General features: G+C 41.9%; 16 protein-coding genes and 1 pseudogene. 5 read left to right on the forward strand and 12 right to left on the reverse strand.

Annotated features, from left to right (window positions below):
• Window positions 1-311: 311 nt before the first annotated feature.
• The 4 genes from SIO70_RS30455 to SIO70_RS30470 all read right to left on the reverse strand — a co-directional run bounded on the left by SIO70_RS30455 (window position 312) and on the right by SIO70_RS30470 (window position 8,172).
• Window positions 312-1,733, reverse strand: a complete 1,422-nt coding sequence (locus SIO70_RS30455; RefSeq protein ID WP_320577278.1) for a TlpA disulfide reductase family protein — start codon at window positions 1,731-1,733, stop codon at window positions 312-314.
• Between the two features lie 111 nt (window positions 1,734-1,844).
• A complete protein-coding gene (locus SIO70_RS30460) occupies window positions 1,845-3,266 on the reverse strand; it encodes a RagB/SusD family nutrient uptake outer membrane protein (RefSeq protein ID WP_320577281.1) in 1,422 nt (473 codons plus the stop codon).
• A 10-nt stretch (window positions 3,267-3,276) separates the two neighbouring features.
• Window positions 3,277-6,840 (reverse strand): SusC/RagA family TonB-linked outer membrane protein, encoded by a 3,564-nt coding sequence (locus tag SIO70_RS30465; RefSeq protein WP_320577282.1) that lies wholly within the window; start codon window positions 6,838-6,840, stop codon window positions 3,277-3,279.
• 159 nt (window positions 6,841-6,999) lie between these two features.
• Window positions 7,000-8,172, reverse strand: coding sequence for a FecR family protein (locus tag SIO70_RS30470; protein WP_320577284.1), 1,173 nt, complete (start codon window positions 8,170-8,172; stop codon window positions 7,000-7,002).
• A 116-nt stretch (window positions 8,173-8,288) separates the two neighbouring features.
• Here SIO70_RS30470 and SIO70_RS30475 point away from each other — a divergent pair, with 116 nt between their 5' ends.
• A complete protein-coding gene (locus SIO70_RS30475; RefSeq protein WP_320577286.1) occupies window positions 8,289-8,915 on the forward strand; it encodes an RNA polymerase sigma-70 factor in 627 nt (208 codons plus the stop codon).
• Here SIO70_RS30475 and SIO70_RS30480 read toward each other — a convergent pair.
• Both SIO70_RS30480 and SIO70_RS30485 read right to left on the reverse strand, forming a co-directional pair.
• Entirely contained in the window at window positions 8,896-9,120 is a 225-nt protein-coding gene (locus tag SIO70_RS30480; RefSeq protein WP_320577288.1) for a hypothetical protein, read from the reverse strand. The genes SIO70_RS30475 and SIO70_RS30480 overlap by 20 nt on opposite strands.
• A 42-nt stretch (window positions 9,121-9,162) precedes the next feature.
• Window positions 9,163-9,237, reverse strand: a pseudogene (locus SIO70_RS30485) (hypothetical protein); the annotation flags it as partial.
• A gap of 276 nt (window positions 9,238-9,513) precedes the next feature.
• Between SIO70_RS30485 and SIO70_RS33620 the strand changes: the two are divergent.
• The 4 genes from SIO70_RS33620 to SIO70_RS30500 all read left to right on the forward strand — a co-directional run bounded on the left by SIO70_RS33620 (window position 9,514) and on the right by SIO70_RS30500 (window position 11,797).
• On the forward strand, window positions 9,514-9,654 hold the full coding sequence (locus tag SIO70_RS33620; RefSeq protein WP_414017889.1) for a hypothetical protein: 141 nt from the start codon (window positions 9,514-9,516) through the stop codon (window positions 9,652-9,654).
• 103 nt (window positions 9,655-9,757) lie between these two features.
• A complete protein-coding gene (locus tag SIO70_RS30490) occupies window positions 9,758-10,537 on the forward strand; it encodes an SDR family oxidoreductase (protein ID WP_320577289.1) in 780 nt (259 codons plus the stop codon).
• A 4-nt stretch (window positions 10,538-10,541) separates the two neighbouring features.
• Window positions 10,542-10,886: a hypothetical protein gene (locus SIO70_RS30495; RefSeq protein ID WP_320577291.1), complete on the forward strand. Its 345-nt coding sequence runs from the start codon at window positions 10,542-10,544 to the stop codon at window positions 10,884-10,886.
• A 2-nt stretch (window positions 10,887-10,888) separates the two neighbouring features.
• Window positions 10,889-11,797 carry a helix-turn-helix domain-containing protein gene (locus SIO70_RS30500; protein WP_320577294.1) on the forward strand — a complete coding sequence of 303 codons (909 nt, stop codon included), beginning with the start codon at window positions 10,889-10,891 and terminating at the stop codon, window positions 11,795-11,797.
• Here the strand turns inward: SIO70_RS30500 and SIO70_RS30505 are convergent.
• The 6 genes from SIO70_RS30505 to SIO70_RS30530 form a co-directional block, all read right to left on the reverse strand.
• Window positions 11,794-12,642, reverse strand: coding sequence for an AraC family transcriptional regulator (locus SIO70_RS30505; protein ID WP_320577295.1), 849 nt, complete (start codon window positions 12,640-12,642; stop codon window positions 11,794-11,796). The genes SIO70_RS30500 and SIO70_RS30505 overlap by 4 nt on opposite strands.
• A gap of 80 nt (window positions 12,643-12,722) precedes the next feature.
• Window positions 12,723-13,058, reverse strand: coding sequence for an EthD domain-containing protein (locus tag SIO70_RS30510; protein ID WP_320577297.1), 336 nt, complete (start codon window positions 13,056-13,058; stop codon window positions 12,723-12,725).
• 472 nt (window positions 13,059-13,530) lie between these two features.
• A complete protein-coding gene (locus SIO70_RS30515) occupies window positions 13,531-13,995 on the reverse strand; it encodes a hypothetical protein (RefSeq protein ID WP_320577299.1) in 465 nt (154 codons plus the stop codon).
• Between the two features lie 63 nt (window positions 13,996-14,058).
• Window positions 14,059-14,517, reverse strand: coding sequence for a hypothetical protein (locus SIO70_RS30520; RefSeq protein ID WP_320577300.1), 459 nt, complete (start codon window positions 14,515-14,517; stop codon window positions 14,059-14,061).
• Window positions 14,518-15,011: 494 nt separating this feature from the next.
• Window positions 15,012-15,845 carry an aldo/keto reductase gene (locus SIO70_RS30525; RefSeq protein WP_320577302.1) on the reverse strand — a complete coding sequence of 278 codons (834 nt, stop codon included), beginning with the start codon at window positions 15,843-15,845 and terminating at the stop codon, window positions 15,012-15,014.
• Window positions 15,846-16,016: 171 nt separating this feature from the next.
• Window positions 16,017-17,003, reverse strand: coding sequence for an aldo/keto reductase (locus SIO70_RS30530; protein WP_320577304.1), 987 nt, complete (start codon window positions 17,001-17,003; stop codon window positions 16,017-16,019).
• Window positions 17,004-17,120 lie beyond the last annotated feature (117 nt).

Raw genomic sequence — 17,120 nt, forward strand, 5'->3', positions numbered from 1 at the left:
TACCTACTCTCCTCCAAGCTGTCGATCTTGTTCTCGACATCCTCTAATTGGTCGGATAATATTTTCTGTTGTTCCAGGTTTTCCCTGTTCATTTCATAATACTCCTCAATAAGAACCTTTCTAAGGGTATCAAACAGAATTGACTTAATAACTGCTCAAATAATTCGTGTATCCTTTTGGTGCTTTTATTGCATTTACAACCATCCTTCCGGCAATTGTAATACCACAGGAAGAATGAGGGGCAAAAAAGAAACGGCTTATACTGAAATAAATCAATATAAGCCGCGTATAATTCAGGATTAAGTAATCAGTTAATATTTAACTTTTCTCACCTCGTCAATCATTGCAGATAACCTTTCTACAGCAGCATCAATTCCTTCTTCATATCCTACCATCCGAAAACGGATCACCCCGTTTTTATCAATGATGATTTTATTAGGAATACCTTTCACACCATAATGATCGGCCACAATTGATTCGCTATCCAGCAGTACGGTAAAAGGATACTCATTCTTTGAGAGAAAGCTCCTGATCATACCTGTCGGGTCTTTTACACGTTCCATGCAGTCAATAAATAAAAATACGACATTCGAATCAGCTGCATACTTTTTAAGGGTAGTCTTCATAGCAGGGAAAGAGGCCTTACATGGGCCACACCAGGTAGCCCAGAAGTCAAGAATAACCGTTTTACCTTTCAGCTTTTCCAAAGAAATCGTATCTCCGTCCAATACACGTAATGAGAACCAAGGGGCTTTTTCATCCAGCATTTTCAGGTCAAGCCCCTCTCTCACCTTCACTTTCATGGTGTCAATCAGCGGCTGAAGATAAGCGTCGTATCCTGTTACACTTCCATTCACCTGTTGGTAGGCATTTTTCAGATCATGCAGCAACTTTTCATCTCCCTTTCCTTTTTTCAGTAAACCGGATAATACAACCATTGCTTCTTTGCTCTTGTTATTTTCCACTAATATATTTGCATATAACCGCTCCAGTTCAGGAGATTTATCATCTGTATGGTTATAAACATCCGTAATTACTTTGAGTGACTGATCATAACGTTTCAGCTGATATAAAAAATCTGCATACTTCATCTTATAGTTAAGCCGGTAGTTGTTGAACATACTATCGGTTAGTAAACTGATCTTTTCCATCCCTGCCTCCATTGACTTTGTGGCCTGTACGGTATCTTTTGCACTCAGCGCAAGCCCGGCGATGGTTGCATCTGTGTTGGCTATCAACATGGTATCCTTCACAGCGGACAGCCATTTCTGTGTTTGTGTATAGTTACGCTCCTTTGCATAGATAGTAGCAATGTGCGCCCGGGCGTTTTCATACAAATCCTTATTATCTCCTTTATCGGGAAATTCCTTTAACCATTTATAGTAGGCAGCTTCCACCTTACTGCTATTCTCTTCCATTTTTATAATCTTGCTAAACGCTACGGTTCGGGCTGCAGCACCCTTTGGGTATTTTTTGGCAGCAACCATATAAATAGAATCGCTCGCAACAGGCATGCCCATATAAAAAAGTACGGTGGCTGCGTTTAAAAGACTTGGCTCATCACCGTTTTTTGTATAAGTACGGACTTCATTGAGGATGGCTATATCCCTTTGTGGGGGCTCGAGCGTCAACAGTGCCGTACACTTCGCAATGAACAGGCTATCTTTTGGATTAGATTGGGCATGCAACGCCAGGGAAAGAAAAGAAAAGAGTATGAATAGAAAATATTTCATGATTGATTATTGAAAATGTAAGGAGGAACTTACTTCCGGCCTCTTTACAGGAGACCGGAAGCAGTATTCCATTGGGTTGGTTCTTGAAGCACAGGTTATGATAGAAAAATATTATGGATTATTGACAAGACCGGTACTTTGTTCTACAATCTTTTGTGGAAACCGTAGCACCAGCCGTTCGGGTCTGAGTGAAATTTGTGTGGAGGAACCATCTTCGTTATAAATGGTATGTACATATGATTTGCTGCTAAAAAGAGGATCTGTTGAAAGTCGTCTCATGTCAAACCAACGTGTTCCTGTTACCGCAAATTCCCTGGTTCTTTCGTCCAGGATAAAATTCAACAGTTTTATTTTATTTCCTGATACGCTATCAGGAACTCCGGCGTCATTGATCGGCAGCCGTTTTTGCCGTAATGTCTCTACGTCTGTTTGAGCACCCACCAGGTCATCGAGCCGGCATGCACATTCTGCACGTAATAAGTATAAATCAGGTACTACAACTCCGAAATCAAACGCGGAGAAACGGTTTTTTCTCAAGACGCCGCTGACGGGGTAAGAGGAGCCGCCATAGGTTTTATCTGTATAGAATTTCAGCCGGAAGTCCGAGGCGTCAAACAGGGCTGCAGCAGCCGGTGTTAATACCAATTCGTTATTGATGTATGACCAGTAACTGGTAGACCGCTTAACCAGCAGATCTTCGATATTCGCTGTCATAGGAGGCACAGCTGTACCGCCATACACACCATCATCCGCTGTAGCAGTTTGCAGATCATATAGTCCTACCGGAATTTTCGAATTGCTCATGTCGTTGATCGCGGCATTGAGCCAGGTCAGGCCATTCTGGTAGTTGCCCATAAAGACGTATACCTTACCCAGAATACCTTCAGCTGCAGCCTTAGACATTCTTAATCTCGAAGTAGTTTGTGCAGGAAGATTCGGTATGGCAGCAGTCAGGTCATTGATGATAAAATCATATACTTCTTTGACCGTGGCTCTCTTGAATGCTGTCTGGGTGATATCTGATGTGGTGATAATTGGAAAACCTAAATCGGTTGCTGAATTAGCACTATAGGGCAATCCGAAGTAGTTGATCATTAAAAAGTAGGTCCATGCCCTGCCGGCCTGTGCCTCGGCTTTTAAAGATGCCTTCTGGATAGTGGTGCCATCTGTCGCATTATCTACCTCATTAATGATCTTATTGAATTCATAAACATTCTGCATGGTAATCGTGAACTCAGGCGCATCGTCATTACGCTCATAGATCACGTCATCCCACCGGAATAACCTTTGTGTGCGATAGTTGGCCTGTGTAAAGTAGGGCTCCATGGCAGCTACTTCATCACCCATCGGTACCTGCGCATTACTATTAATGTAGATTACATATAGATTGTTCAGTAAAAGATCGTAGTCACTCAGCGACTGCGCGATCAATGATCCCTTTGGCTCCACTTCCAGGAAGCGGTTGGAACAGGAAGTAATGACCAGCAGTGAAATAATTAAAGCTATAATCTTTTTATTTATAATATAGTTCATGAGATCTCTTTTAGAATTTGGCATTTATTCCTACAGTGAAAGACTTTTGTCCGACCGGCATTGTCAGTACACCATTATTGGCATCCTGGAATTCCGGGTCAATACCATATTTATTCGCTTTCCAGAGCATGATATTGGAAACCTGCCCACGAAGTGCGATCTGTTCTGCGCGCAGTTTTTTGAGTATAAATGATGGAAGCGTATAACTTAAAGAAATATCTCTGAGTTTTACATAAGCTGCACTTACCACATTGATATCGCCATAAGTATAGTAACTCACGTCACGGCGACTATAACTGGTATAGCTATCGGCTACATAAGAAGGAATATTTGTCCGCTTTTCATCTCCCGGAGTCTTCCAGCGATTCGCAAACTCACTGTGGAAATCGCCGCTGAACGAGCTATGTGTCGGATCGCCGGTATATAACAGGTTGCCTTCTCTTCTCATGACATGGCCCAGGTTGAAAACGGCGTTTGCGCTCAGCATCCAGTTACCGTAATTGAAGATATTGGTAAGACCTCCGTTCACAACAGGTTGTGTAGTGCCTTTGTATTGAACATCTGCCGTAGAGGATATGTACGGAGATTTCGTCAATGTACCATCCTTTAGTTTGATCTGCGGATCTCCCTCGTTGTCCAGCCCCATATATTGATAGGCAAAAACACTATATGCAGCATATCCCTTCACATAGCTCTGATAAATTCTCAGGTAACCTTCCGTGGTATTATAAGCAGAGGTGACATTTATGAGCTTGTTCTTGTTATAGGACATATTCAGCATAGTGCTCCATCTGAAAGATCCTCTTTTGAGGTTGTTGGAGGTCAGGCTGAGTTCAACGCCTTTGTTACTGAGGTCACCCACGTTACCGATAACGGAGGTATACCCTGTCAGTGCATTGACAGGCATATATCCCAGCAGGTTAGAGGTCGCTTTGTTATAAAGATCCAGTGTACCTGACAGCACGTTATTCAGCATGGAGAAATCCACACCCAGGTTGATTGTTTTGGTGCTTTCCCAACTCAGCTTTCTATTTGCCGGAGAAGATATATACAGCCCTGCGCCGTTAGGCAGGTAGGCGCTGGGATATCTCGTTAAAATATCAAAGGAAGCAGAGGTACCCGGACTAGGTGCATTGCCCGACAATCCATAGGTGGCGCGGAAGGCAAGGTTGTTTAACCAGGCAGACCTGGAAAGGAAAGGTTCATCTGATACAATCCATTTTGCACCTACGCTCCAAACCGGTTTATTCTGTGCTGACTGATCCAGGCCAAACAGGTTGCTTTTGTCAATACGGAAACTTCCATTGATTGAATATTTTCTATTGTAGGTATAAGCACCATTAGCAAAGTAGGATCTGAACCTTGAAATTGATTCTGTCTGCGTAAAGTAGTTATCACTCAGCAGGCTGACGATGCCGTAGTTAGGAATAATTGTGCCGGCCACCCCAATCGTACTGAGTGTTTGGTAATCCAGCATGGAAAATGTCTGTAACTGCCGGTTATAACCACGCACCTGGGTGGTATTCGCCAGACTTTGTTGTTCCTGCAATTCCTGCCCGGCAAGTATACTCAGCTGATGTAGTGCGTTATCCCAGCTATTGTTGTAATTCAACTGGTTTCTAACGGTCCAGGTTCGGCTGGTAGAATTGTTGGTGGCAAAGGAACCGCCGGTAGCAGGCAGGTAATAAACAGGGGTAGAACCGGCAGTAGGAGCTACTGTAAACTGAAGCAGCTCATATCGCATATTATAGCTTTTGATATCATCATAAGCTTCCCCCCTGGTACTACCATTGATAAATCCATAAGTACCAGAGAAGCTGAGTCCTTTTGTCAATGAGATATTGACATTCAGTATATTCCTGGCATTCAGCTGGTTTGATTTCGTATATCCATAGTTCAATTCATCCAGTGGTATATAATCCAGGTTGATACCGCTTCTGTCCTGGTAGTCCTGCCTGATAGAGTCGCTCAGCGTACCCATATAAGGCATGGACAGGTTGTGGCCACCCGCATCTCTGAACAGCTGGTAAGGATAGAACCGGGAATCAGCGGTAACAGGTCGCTTTGCGCTTGAGAGCGTATTGGTCAGGTCTGTGACCAGGTCGAAATGCACATGAGGACCGGCGGCAAACTCCTGCCTGAGATTAAGTTTGTACGTATTGGTATTGTTACCTGGCTGGTAGCCGGTATTCCGGGTATAGGCAAGGGAGCCATAAAAAGAATAGAGCTTGTTGCCGCCTGTTACCGAAATCGTTTGATTGGATAATAAGGCATTGGCATAAAGGAGATCTTTGATTTGTTTCCGGTTGTCAATGGCCGATAAGCTATCAAGACTTTTGGTCGCCTGATCATTACTAATGATTCCTCTGTAGCGGTTGTAGAGGATCACCTCATGCGGCGGCATGCCGGAAAGAGGATAACTGGTCAGGGATTCCCAGGGATAGGTTTCCGGATCAAAAATTTCCTCCGCATTCTTAATGAAATCCCGGCTGTTCATACCGGGGTAATAGTTGGTATTAGGCTTTCCCTGGTAGTTCAGGAAGGCATCATATTGTACTCTTAGTCTTCCGCCGGTACTTCCTTTTTTCGTATTAATAACGATTACGCCGTTGGCTGCTCTGGCCCCCCATATAGAGGCAGCGGTTGCATCTTTCAAAACGGTCACGTCGGCTACGTCCTGTGGGTTGATGGTATTAATATCATTAATAGGAATACCATCCACAACATATAGCGGGTTCCTGTTAGTGCCATTGCCATATATGCCAAGTCCTGGTAGCACCTCCGTACCCACAGTGGTAAGACCTCTTATCAGAATGGGATTTTGTGAGGCGCTCGGGCTATTGTTAATGACTAAACCCGGCACCAGTCCATCTAACCGTTGCAGGATATTCACACTAAAAGATCGTTCATATACCAGTGACATGTCTGGCTTTCCGAAGGCGCCGGCGCTTCTCTCTTTTGGAAGTGTCTGATAGCCATTGGAAACAACAGCAATTTCGGTAAGCTTATTAATTTCAGCTTTCAGGACGATGTTTAGATAATTCGTCGATTCGCCAGTCACAATAATTTCCCGGGTCTGATACCCCACAAAGCTGATGATGATGACATCTCCTGATTTTAAACCTGATAGCGTAAATTCTCCGTTACCATCCGTCCCGATCACGTTGGGCGTTTTCCTGAGACGGATAGTAGCCCCTTTGAGTGGGGTACCGGTAGAATCCGTAATACGGCCCTTTAGTGTAATGGGCGGAATTGAAAAATCGACAGGTGCTGCGATATCCTCTTTCTTCCGGAACAATACGACATTGTTCTTAATTTCATAGGTAATGGGTAAACCGGACAGACAACTATCCAATACTTTTTCGATGGCGACATTGTTGCAGGAAAGACTGATCATCCTGGCATCTTTCAGTAAGTCTTTGCTGTAAAAAAAGTCATAGCCTGTTTGATGCCTGATTGCCTTCAGGACACTACTGACCGGGGTGTTCTTTACATTGATACTTACAGTCTGACCCATCGAACTGGCGCTGACCTGCATGACAGCCACCAAAAGCAGCATTGCGCTGAAATTCATAATTAGCAGGGATTTTTTGGCATGATGAATCCATCTGCCCGATTTCTTGGCAAAATTTAAATACATTTGTTTGGCTGGTTTGGTTGATTATACTCGTTTAATTCAAACTATTACTGGCTCTTAGCCGATTTGTGTTCCACCACAATCGGCTTTTCAGTATTAGTCTTCTACTGTTATGGTTCTTCCATTAATAATAAAATGTACTTTACCTGATTTTTCTATAATATTTAATACATCTTCCAGACTTCGACTTCTTAAGATTTCTCCCTCAAAAATTTCATTAGACCTGGTATTCCTATAGACGATTTTAACATCATACCATCTTGCGATATCGTTCATTATTTCCGGGAGGCTACCATTAAATTTAAAGTACCCATCTTTCCAGGATATGGCTTCCTCAATGTCTACTCCATGCTTTATGTGCAGCTGATCGTCCATGTTGCTGGACTGGTCTCCCGGGGCCATTTGCAGCCGCTGTTGTCCGCTTGTTACCACCACAGCGCCCTTCACGAGCGTCGTCGTTACAGCCGGCGCATCGGGATAGGCCATGATATTAAAGGCAGTACCCAGTACTAATACTTCCTGGTTGCGGCAGGTGATCTTTAAAGGATGCTCACTGTTCCTGCTGACTTCAAAATATGCTTCACCTGAAAGTTCAATATTCCTGTCCTGTCCCTCAAAAGGAAGATAGTAGGTAATAGTAGAGGAGGCATTTAACCATATATGGGTCTGATCCGGAAGTACGACCTGCCATTGTCCACCGGCAGGTGTCCTGACCATATTGCGCTCTCTGCTGTTGCTGCTATGGGCATTTCCAGGAAGGTCATATATTATTTGTCCATTTGACAGTTTCTTAATCCGGCCTCCACCCTGGAGGGGAACATCCAGCTGTTTGATATTGTTCAGTACGATCGTCTGTCCATTCCCCGTGGTGAGGGTAGCCTGGTCGGTGCCGGGTACTATTTGCGTGATTGATCCTGGTTGTTGCATGGGCAGGCTTTCCTTCCGGGTCATCCAAAACGCACCTGCGGCTATCATCACCAGGACGGCGGCAGCTATTTTTAACGGCCACGATTTATAATACCGGAGTCCGGGCCTGTTTTCGTTTTTTATCAACAGTTCCAGGTGCTGATACACCTTTTGCAGGCGAATATCTGTATCCTGCGGTTGGTAAGCAGGTGTATCTTCCTGTTGTAATTCTTTTATAATCAAGTCCTTAAGAAGGAGTTCTTCTGCCGGAATGTTGAAGTGGTCCAATAAGATGCTGATCTCTTCTTCTGTGCAATCATCATTGACATATCTTCTGAAAATTTCATGTAATGAAGATTCCATTGAATGTTTTTTTATTAATAAACAGCAGATTCAAAAAACAATGAATGGTTTAGAAAAAAAATATTGGGCTACAGCAGCGGGAGTGAAAGACAGATTTTGGTAAAATATAAAATAATATGTTTTATGTTTGTCCATTCTCCATAAATACTTTGGAATTTATAGATATAAAATATCAGGAAGAGTTACTCATTCAGCTCAGAAATGGTGCCGAAACGGCTTTTAATGCACTGTATCATGCTTATAGTAAGCCCATTTGGCTGAGAATTTTGCGTTTGGTAAAAGACAAAGATGTCGCAGATGAGTTACTACAGGAGGTATTTATTAATATATGGAAGAACAGGCAGCAGATAGATTCGGAAAAATCTTTCAAGGCCTTCATTTATACAGTCGCCCAGAACCTGGTATATAATTACTTCCGGAAAAATGCGTCGGATTCCAATCTTTTGCAAAACCTGCTTTTACAGAGCTCTCAGCATTACCTGAATGTAGAGCAGCTCATGGAGGAGCGGGAGCTCAGGCGATTTTTGGATAAAGCGATAGACCAGTTGTCTCCACAACGTAAGCGGGCTTTTATATTATGTAAGGTAGAAGGACGTAGTTACGAGGAGGCCAGTAAAATAATGGGGGTTTCCACAGCAACTATCAATAGCCATATTACGCAGTCCCTGCAATTCTTAAAAGAATATACACTTAAGCATCTTAAATTTATTATCCTGATCCTGTTCACGGGGTTGGATCGATAATTTTATTATTGATGCGGCGCATAAGGTAGCCAGTTTGAAACAGTACAGGTATCACAGCAATATGTTCTACATTACAACTACTCAGTGCATTTTCGCCAATATGTACATTTTCCAGATCATATTCCTTGTTTTGCTTCATCATGTTCACCAACCAGGCAGGCGTACCTGTATGTAACCAATAATTCCTGAAATCACGACCATCCATATATTTCAATAAAGAAAATGGATTGTATACACGTTCAGCTTCTTCATGCCAGGCATAACCATTATACCATGATTTTAGCTTCCCTAAAAAATCAGGCTGATTAAATAAATGGGTTATGGATTAATGGCACCAAATGATTGCTATCAACATATCAACTCGCATATCTGATGCGTAATCTAAAATTAATTTGGGGAAAGGTCAATATAAAGATCCTTATTCGCTTTAAATGAATTAGTAGTTGTTGTTATGCATCCATATATTCCGCATTTATTTTAAGATATTACTGCTGCTCATCGCACAGAAAAACCACTTGAAAAAAGAGAGATTACAAAGATATTTGATACTACACCTGAAAAGTGGTTACAACAAAAGCGTTTGGAGTAAGCGCACTATTTGATCTTAAATAAAAAACAACGCCCTTCAGAAGTATATCTAGCGGTAGAGTTTGAAAACCTATCTCACTTTTCCTTTGCGTTTAAGAAACAATATGGGCTAACACCCACTGAGTTATCTGAACAGCATCAGGATAATTAAGCCGTCCGACACGTTATATTCCCTTTTGACTACAACAATATGACTTTTGCATACAGTTGCTTTTTGAATACGATAGACCTTTACAGTATCAAAATCAGCAATCATGCAGTTACAAAACAACACGATTCTCATTACAGGAGGAACCAGCGGGTTTGGCTATGAATTTGCATCCAGGCTTCTTGCTCTTGGTAATACCGTTATCATCACTGGCAGGAATGCAGTAAAGTTACAGGCAACAAAACAGCTGCTACCAGCTGTGCATACTATAGAAAGCGATGTGAGCAAAGCTGAGGATATCGCTCATTTATATGACGTAGTTACCAGGCAATTCCCCCGGCTGAATATTATCATTAACAATGCCGGAGAGATGCGGAAGATGAGCCTGCAACAACCACGTGAACTGACGGATATTACCCGTGAAATAGAGATCAACTTAATGGGCCCTATACGTATGGTACAACAGTTTCTTCCTCATTTGATAAAACAGCAAAACCCGGCTATCATTAATGTTACATCAGGTATAGCATTATCTCCCTTACCGGTATCGCCTATTTACAGTAGCAGCAAATCGGGCCTGCGGGCATATACACAGGCCTTAAGAATGCAGCTAAGGAAAACCAATATCAAAGTAATTGAGTTGATCGCACCCGGCGCTGCTACCCCACTGAATGATATTTTCATCCAAGAAGATGGTTTCAATGCGAAGTTATTGATGGACCCGGTAAAACTGGTTGATGTAGCTATCAAAGGCATACAAAAAGGGAAGGATGAAATATTCCCGGGGTTATCAAAAATGATTCGTATACTGAGCAGAATTGCTCCTAAATTCATGATTTCTCAACTAGCTGCCATGGGGGCATCCACCATGTATGGCAAAAACTAACTTTATGAAGTTCATCACTATCGCACTCATGCTGATTTCCACATTCCTGACCTTTAAACACGGTTGGGATGCTTTTCAGCCAGCACAACCTGCGCAGGTAAAAATGATGACGGATTTAGGTATTAATGCTTCAATCGTTCCGTATTTCGGCGTGCTATTGTTGATTATAGGGGTCATGCTGTTTTTTCCCCAGACGTTTTTTATTAGTAATCTCGTAAATGCTATCCTCATTTTACTAATTATGGCATTATCCTTAAGAGGAGGAAATATAAAAATGGCATTGATAGAAATACCTTTTCTCACCTTACCTTTGGTACTGATCTGGTTAAAGTATCCGATTAAATTTTAACGATGGCAAATAATAAACCATACAGGATCAAATCTATCACTGAGATACACAGGTTACTCGGGTTACCCCAACCTCATCATCCGTTGATTGGCATGATTGACCTGAAAGGCTTAAAAATTGATACCAATATTGATAGCGTTGTATTTGATCTGTATGTGGTATCGTTGAAAAGAGGTTGTGATAAATTGCTCTATGGGCAGCAGAAATATGATTTTGACGAGGGGTTAATGGCGTTTATGGCACCCGGACAGATCATGCGCGGAGAAGATGATGGCGTACCTGCACAACTGGAAGGCTGGATGTTATTTATTCATCCCGATTTTCTTTGGAATACCCCACTCGGCAAACAGATCAGGCAATTTGAATTCTTTGGCTATTCTACCAATGAGGCTTTATTCCTTTCAGAAAAAGAAGAGAACATTATCAATGGTATCATTGAAAATATCAAACTTGAATACAACTCCAATATTGACAAGTTCAGCCAGGATGTTATTATTGCCCAGTTAGGGGTATTGTTTACCTATGCACAAAGGTTTTACGAACGGCAGTTCCTGACGAGAAAGATTACTAACAGTAAAATAATCGGGCGACTGGAAGAGGTATTGACAGCTTATTTCAACAATGAAGAGTTGCTATCAAAGGGATTGCCGACTGTGCAATACATTGCCCGTACACTTAATATTTCAACTAAATATCTGGGGAGTTTACTAAAACAACTTACCGGGCTAACTACGCAACAACATATTCATGAAAAGCTCATTGAGAAAGCCAAGGAGAAGCTGACCACTACAGACCTGACTGTGAGTGAAATCGCCTATGAGTTAGGTTTTGAGCATTCCCAATCATTTAGCAAGTTATTTAAAACAAAAACGAAGCAAAGTCCTTTAGCGTTCAGGTCTTCCTTCAATTAGATCTTATTCGCCAATACGTTCTTAAGATATTCCCCAGGATTTACTTTGTAGTATTTTTTGAAGGCTTTTGCAAAATGCGTCATGTTGCTATACCCTACCATATAACCGACTTCAGATACGGTGTATTTCCCGGAATTCAGCAGGTCTTTTGCTTTGATGACCTTCGCCTTTTGGGCAAACTGGTAAATGGTACGGTTAAAGACCTGTTTAAATAATTTAACCATCTTACTCTGCCCCATTCCAACCTCTTTGGAAAGCGCTGCAATCTTTATTGTCAGGTGACTATTTTCCATTAGGATCTTCCTGATAGCGTATAACTTCTCTACATCCTCCTTTAAAAGACCGGATGAGTTGTAACGTTCTTTGATTACAAAAGTGCGGTACAGCGTTAGCTTAAGGAGATGTAGGAGGGTAATGTACGTTTCGAACCGGGAAGGTCCATCCTGATCGAAAACAGCAGCTAGTTTATGGATGTACCTCTCTGCCTCCGGCACTGTTTCATCTAAATATAGAAATGGCAAACCGTTATCAAGCCCATTCAGCACGTCAGGCTGATCTATAATAGCACGTACGGTATCCCGGGTAAAGGTGATGGTAATCGTCTTAATAGGCTCTTTTTCAGGAAATGCGATTTCGACAGCTGAACCGGATGAATAGAATAATAGTGTATTGGGACCATGACGATTTACAGATACCCATTCACCATTATTTTTGATGGTGATCTTATTGGATACGATGCTGGCAAAAATGCAGAATGTATGGCTTTGCAGCGGTTCATAATTATGGTGATCGCCAACATACAAATTTAAACCTGGTGGAAAATACAGCTCTTTTGTATTCTTCATAATCTGACAAACTAATGATGCGGGTATTGCAATTGGGACACAGCCGTCCGGCAATTGCAATATCCGCAAAAAATGTTGGTTTATATTACCACAATTTCTTCTGTAACCAATCTCACCACCGCAGATATATCCAGGAAATTTATATGGTCAGGGTCTACAATGTTTACAAAATTATCTGACTGAAAGAATGTATTCAGATCTTCTACACTATCGAACCACGCTTCTACCATGGCATCATAAGCAGCAGCAGGGTACATAGATGCCGGAACGGGGGCTGATACGATAAACTTTCTCACATATTGTTCCGTTTCTGGAATTGAGAGCAGCAGTGGCGCATGGATATCTCTCCGGTAATCTAAAAACTCCTGATGAGTCATGCCTTCTCTGCGTGTTAATAAAATAGCTAACTTAACCATAATGTTCTTTAATGGAGGATTATTTCCTCTGTTTTAAGATGAAGTTAACTGCGCAGTATAACCGTATTTGTTACATATAGCAAAGGTCTGGGATTGTTTTCAAAGTGAATAGCCCGAAACAGTCAAAATGTAGCCCGAAAATGGAAATTCAATGCTGACACACAAAGGGAGGTAGTGGTTAGAATGAGTTTGCAGGAACTGAAAATTCTTAATTGTCTTTAGTGAGATGACAAAATGCTGACCTTCCCGCAATAAAGCTCATTCTTTTTGAGATGTATAATGGAGGTATATGAAAGCATCTCTGACATATCGTTGTCATCTACAGCAGTAAAACTGCGTATTGTCTGAATGAGGTTTTTAAGGCCCCAATCATCCATTTCTCTTGTCTGTTTTATTATAAAGCAATATAAATTAATTAAAGCTATGAGCATACGGGAACTTATCCCTAAGAACAAGAGCGGGATTGAGCAGCTTAAACAAATGGCATTCGGATCAGGTTGAGCAGGTATTCTTCGATTATTTCTCTTTCCGCATCAATTGTCAATTTTAACTTCAGCACATGATCGTCGAAATACACGGCATCTACATTATAAGAGCCGTAGCCGCCGTGTATGGTGTAACGTGTTGATTTTAATCCATACCCTAAATCCTGGCTGAAGCTTCTGCAATTACAATTTCCGTCTATGAAATGAGGAAGTAATTTTAGAAGGGCAGCAATGCTGGAGCCATTTGCTGGTATATCATTGAGTTGATCTTTTACAATGTCCTGGTCTATTTGGAAATAATCCATATGGATGGGTTTATCGACCGTATCAGTGATAGACTTGTAAAAAGGAATGGAATGCCAATAGGAGGAGTCTACGGCTATGGTCTGTGCGGAAACAACCTTAGGAATGATCAGGCATAAAAAAGCAATGCAGGTAAAAATATGCTTCATTGTTTTTTACGTATGAGGCGGGAGGATGGAGATAATCCAAAAGGCGTTTTTGTTAATCTTAAGTTATGAGATCATATGCAATCTTCTCGCAAACATGAATTTTTTCCCTTTTTTACGATATTCTCTTATAGAAGAAATGAGCCATTTCGAATAGCTAGCGAAGTCTGCATCATTTTCTTTGGAAAAAAGTTCAAATATTTCACCATGCCAGTCTACTACTACATAAGAGTAATATCCATTTATTTTCCCCGTTCCCCACAAGAGGCTATCCTTTGTCTGATAAACCGGGTATCCAATACCTTCTGCAATGTGCTGCCTATATTTATCATCGTTCCAGGTGAAATCTCCATCATAGGATCTCCAATAGAAATGCATCTGGAAAACATCTTTTCCATTAGAGTATCTATCATCTTCCCCGGTCATATTGTCGCCTTCTATTAATTTAAAACCTTTGGGAAAGGATGCTTGTCCTAAAGTGGACATCGTGTAGAGCAGGAAAAGAAAACTAAAAAAATACTTCATAAGTTGGTATGGATTAGTTGCTAAATTTATTAATTCCTTATTTAATTTGCAGTATCGTCAGATCAAAATAAAAGATCAGGCAATACTACTAATTTACAATCTAAATGAGCCAGGACACTCCCCAACTTCACCTGTTATATAATTTAATGCCCTTGTTTCGCAATAATCCTTGTCAAACACAAGGTTCAAAGCCATTCCCATCTCTCCTTCCCCATACTACACCACCAATATACAGTCCTACAAAAGCACTATCATTCACATACCCTCCCCTCCATTACGTTGCTCAGAAACCGGTATGGGAAGTGCCAACCGCATATAAATACTTTTATCCTCGTTATAAATAACCGCATTGCTGGGTGAATTGAACTCCGGATGGTCATAAGGAAGTAGCATTCATTATAGTCTTTGTTAGATTGAATAAACAAATTAACCAATTTTACAATACACCAGAAATAAAATAGAGATATTACCAAAACTGATTTTTCAAACGTCTTTTAAACATGATAAATTAGTCCACTACCTTTATCCAGCGATTTGATAGTCGTCATATCATCAGAAGACAATTCAAAGTCAAATACATTGAAATTTTCACTTATCCTTTTCATATTTGCTGATTTCGGGATAGCCACAACTTCTTTTTGAATTAACCATCGTAGCACCACCTGGGCAATGCTCTTATTATATTTGCCTGAAAGCGCTTTTAAAAGTTCATTATTAAAAAGATTGTTTTTACCCTGAGCAAAGGGGGCCCATGACTCCAACTGGATGCCTTGAGCTTTCAAAGCTTTCTGCATTTCTGTTTTTTGCGAAAATGGATGTGTCTCCACTTGATTGATTGCTGGTATCACACTATGTTGCTTGAGTAAATTCTGAATCTGATTCATATTGAAATTACTTATACCTATAGCCCTTACTTTACCTTCTTTATATAATTCTTCCATTGCTGTCCAGGAGGAATTTACGTCTCCCTGAGGGAGATGAATCAAGTATAGATCAATATAGTCAAGACCCAATTTTTTTAGTGATGCTTCAAAGGCGTGCTTTGTTTTTTCATGCCCGGGATCCATTGGCAAAAATTTTGTGGTCACAAAGATTTCGTCCCGTTTGACATTACTTTTTTTAATCGCTCTGCCCACTGATTCTTCATTAAAGTAAGCCGCAGCTGTGTCGATCAGTCTGTAGCCAATATTTAAAGCATTCAGCACAGACTGCTCACACTCTAAACCATCCCGAAGCAGGTAAGTGCCAAAACCAAGCAGCGGCATTTTTATGCCGTTATTTAATGTTATGTCCATCACTTTATAACTATCTGTATGCTGTTTTTCCATAAATTTTCAATAACCGGAAGTGTGTAGATTGATGAGCGTCCATGCCCCGTTTTTGGCCTGTACTACTGCAAAGATTAACCTTTTACCTAAGTACAAAGGTTAAAATGTAACCGGCTCTATTTGTAGAGCCGGTTACATATCTCGTTGGAAATCTCCACCAGGTCAAATCGTCTACGCTTTCCGGTCTATCACCTTGTCAAAACTTTCCGGATACCGGCCACCTTTGGCTTCAATGCTATCTGCACCCTGAGTGATCGTGCTTAGCTCCGTGGGAGAAAGCACAAGACCCGTCGCGCCGATATTTTCCTTCACGCGTTGTGATTTCGTGGTACCCGGGATCGGAACGATCCATGGCTTCTGTGCCAGGATCCAGGCGAGCGCCACCTGCGCGGTGGAAGCTCCCTTCTCCGTCGCAACGCGGGCGAGAATATCTACAAAGGCTTGATTAGCTTCCATGTTTTCTTTCTGAAAACGTGGGAAGTAACTCCGGCCATCCTCTTTATCAAAGAGCGTGTCGGCATTGATTTTGCCGGTCAGAAAGCCTCTGCCGAGTGGGCTGAAGGGCACAAAACCGATACCGAGCTCCTCAAGCACGGGAAAGACCTTTTCTTCGGGTTCACGCCACCAAAGGGAGTACTCGCTTTGCAGCACCGTCACAGGTTGCTCAGCGTGGGCTTTACGGATATTTAAGACCCCAGCCTCTGATAACCCGAAGTACTTCACCTTTCCCAGGGCAATGAGATCCTTCACGGTGCCAGCCACATCCTCAATGGGAACGGTCGGATCCACACGGTGCTGGTAGAGAAGATCGATTGTATCGATGCGAAGGCGCTTGAGTGATGCGTCTACTACTTTTCGGATTGTCTCCGGACGACTGTCGAGTTCAGCGTTCGATCCATTTTTGAATCCAAATTTGGTGGCGATCACTACCTTGCCCTTGAACGGCTCCAGCGCCTCTCCCACGATGTCCTCGTTGGTGTAAGGACCATAAACCTCTGCAGTATCAAAGAAGGTAATACCCTGTTCCACCGCGTCGCGTAACACGCGAATGGCCTCTTTCCGGTCCGGCTGGTTAGCGTAACCGTGGCTTAGTCCCATGCAACCGAAACCAAGTTCGGACACTTCTAATCCTGAGGTTCCTAATTGTCGTGTTTTCATTTTGTATGCTTTTTGTATGTTTATGGCTGTAAAATTGGGGAAGATGTGCGAGCTGTTTTGTATACAGATTACGGAGTTTCCTACCATTATTACTGATTGGGAAGACCGGTATCAAAA

Source organism: Chitinophaga sancti (assembly GCF_034087045.1).
GTDB lineage: Bacteria > Bacteroidota > Bacteroidia > Chitinophagales > Chitinophagaceae > Chitinophaga > Chitinophaga sancti_B.

Bases quoted from the DNA above. Each gene is read 5' to 3' on its own strand.
- SIO70_RS30455 (WP_320577278.1), bottom strand. From the start codon at position 1,733: ATGAAATATTTTCTATTCATACTCTTTTCTTTTCTTTCCCTGGCGTTG.
- SIO70_RS30460 (WP_320577281.1), bottom strand. From the start codon at position 3,266: ATGAACTATATTATAAATAAAAAGATTATAGCTTTAATTATTTCACTG.
- SIO70_RS30465 (WP_320577282.1), bottom strand. From the start codon at position 6,840: ATGAATTTCAGCGCAATGCTGCTTTTGGTGGCTGTCATGCAGGTCAGC.
- SIO70_RS30470 (WP_320577284.1), bottom strand. From the start codon at position 8,172: ATGGAATCTTCATTACATGAAATTTTCAGAAGATATGTCAATGATGAT.
- SIO70_RS30475 (WP_320577286.1), top strand. From the start codon at position 8,289: ATGTTTTATGTTTGTCCATTCTCCATAAATACTTTGGAATTTATAGAT.
- SIO70_RS30480 (WP_320577288.1), bottom strand. From the start codon at position 9,120: ATGGATGGTCGTGATTTCAGGAATTATTGGTTACATACAGGTACGCCT.
- SIO70_RS30490 (WP_320577289.1), top strand. From the start codon at position 9,758: ATGCAGTTACAAAACAACACGATTCTCATTACAGGAGGAACCAGCGGG.
- SIO70_RS30495 (WP_320577291.1), top strand. From the start codon at position 10,542: ATGAAGTTCATCACTATCGCACTCATGCTGATTTCCACATTCCTGACC.
- SIO70_RS30500 (WP_320577294.1), top strand. From the start codon at position 10,889: ATGGCAAATAATAAACCATACAGGATCAAATCTATCACTGAGATACAC.
- SIO70_RS30505 (WP_320577295.1), bottom strand. From the start codon at position 12,642: ATGAAGAATACAAAAGAGCTGTATTTTCCACCAGGTTTAAATTTGTAT.
- SIO70_RS30510 (WP_320577297.1), bottom strand. From the start codon at position 13,058: ATGGTTAAGTTAGCTATTTTATTAACACGCAGAGAAGGCATGACTCAT.
- SIO70_RS30515 (WP_320577299.1), bottom strand. From the start codon at position 13,995: ATGAAGCATATTTTTACCTGCATTGCTTTTTTATGCCTGATCATTCCT.
- SIO70_RS30520 (WP_320577300.1), bottom strand. From the start codon at position 14,517: ATGAAGTATTTTTTTAGTTTTCTTTTCCTGCTCTACACGATGTCCACT.
- SIO70_RS30525 (WP_320577302.1), bottom strand. From the start codon at position 15,845: ATGGAAAAACAGCATACAGATAGTTATAAAGTGATGGACATAACATTA.
- SIO70_RS30530 (WP_320577304.1), bottom strand. From the start codon at position 17,003: ATGAAAACACGACAATTAGGAACCTCAGGATTAGAAGTGTCCGAACTT.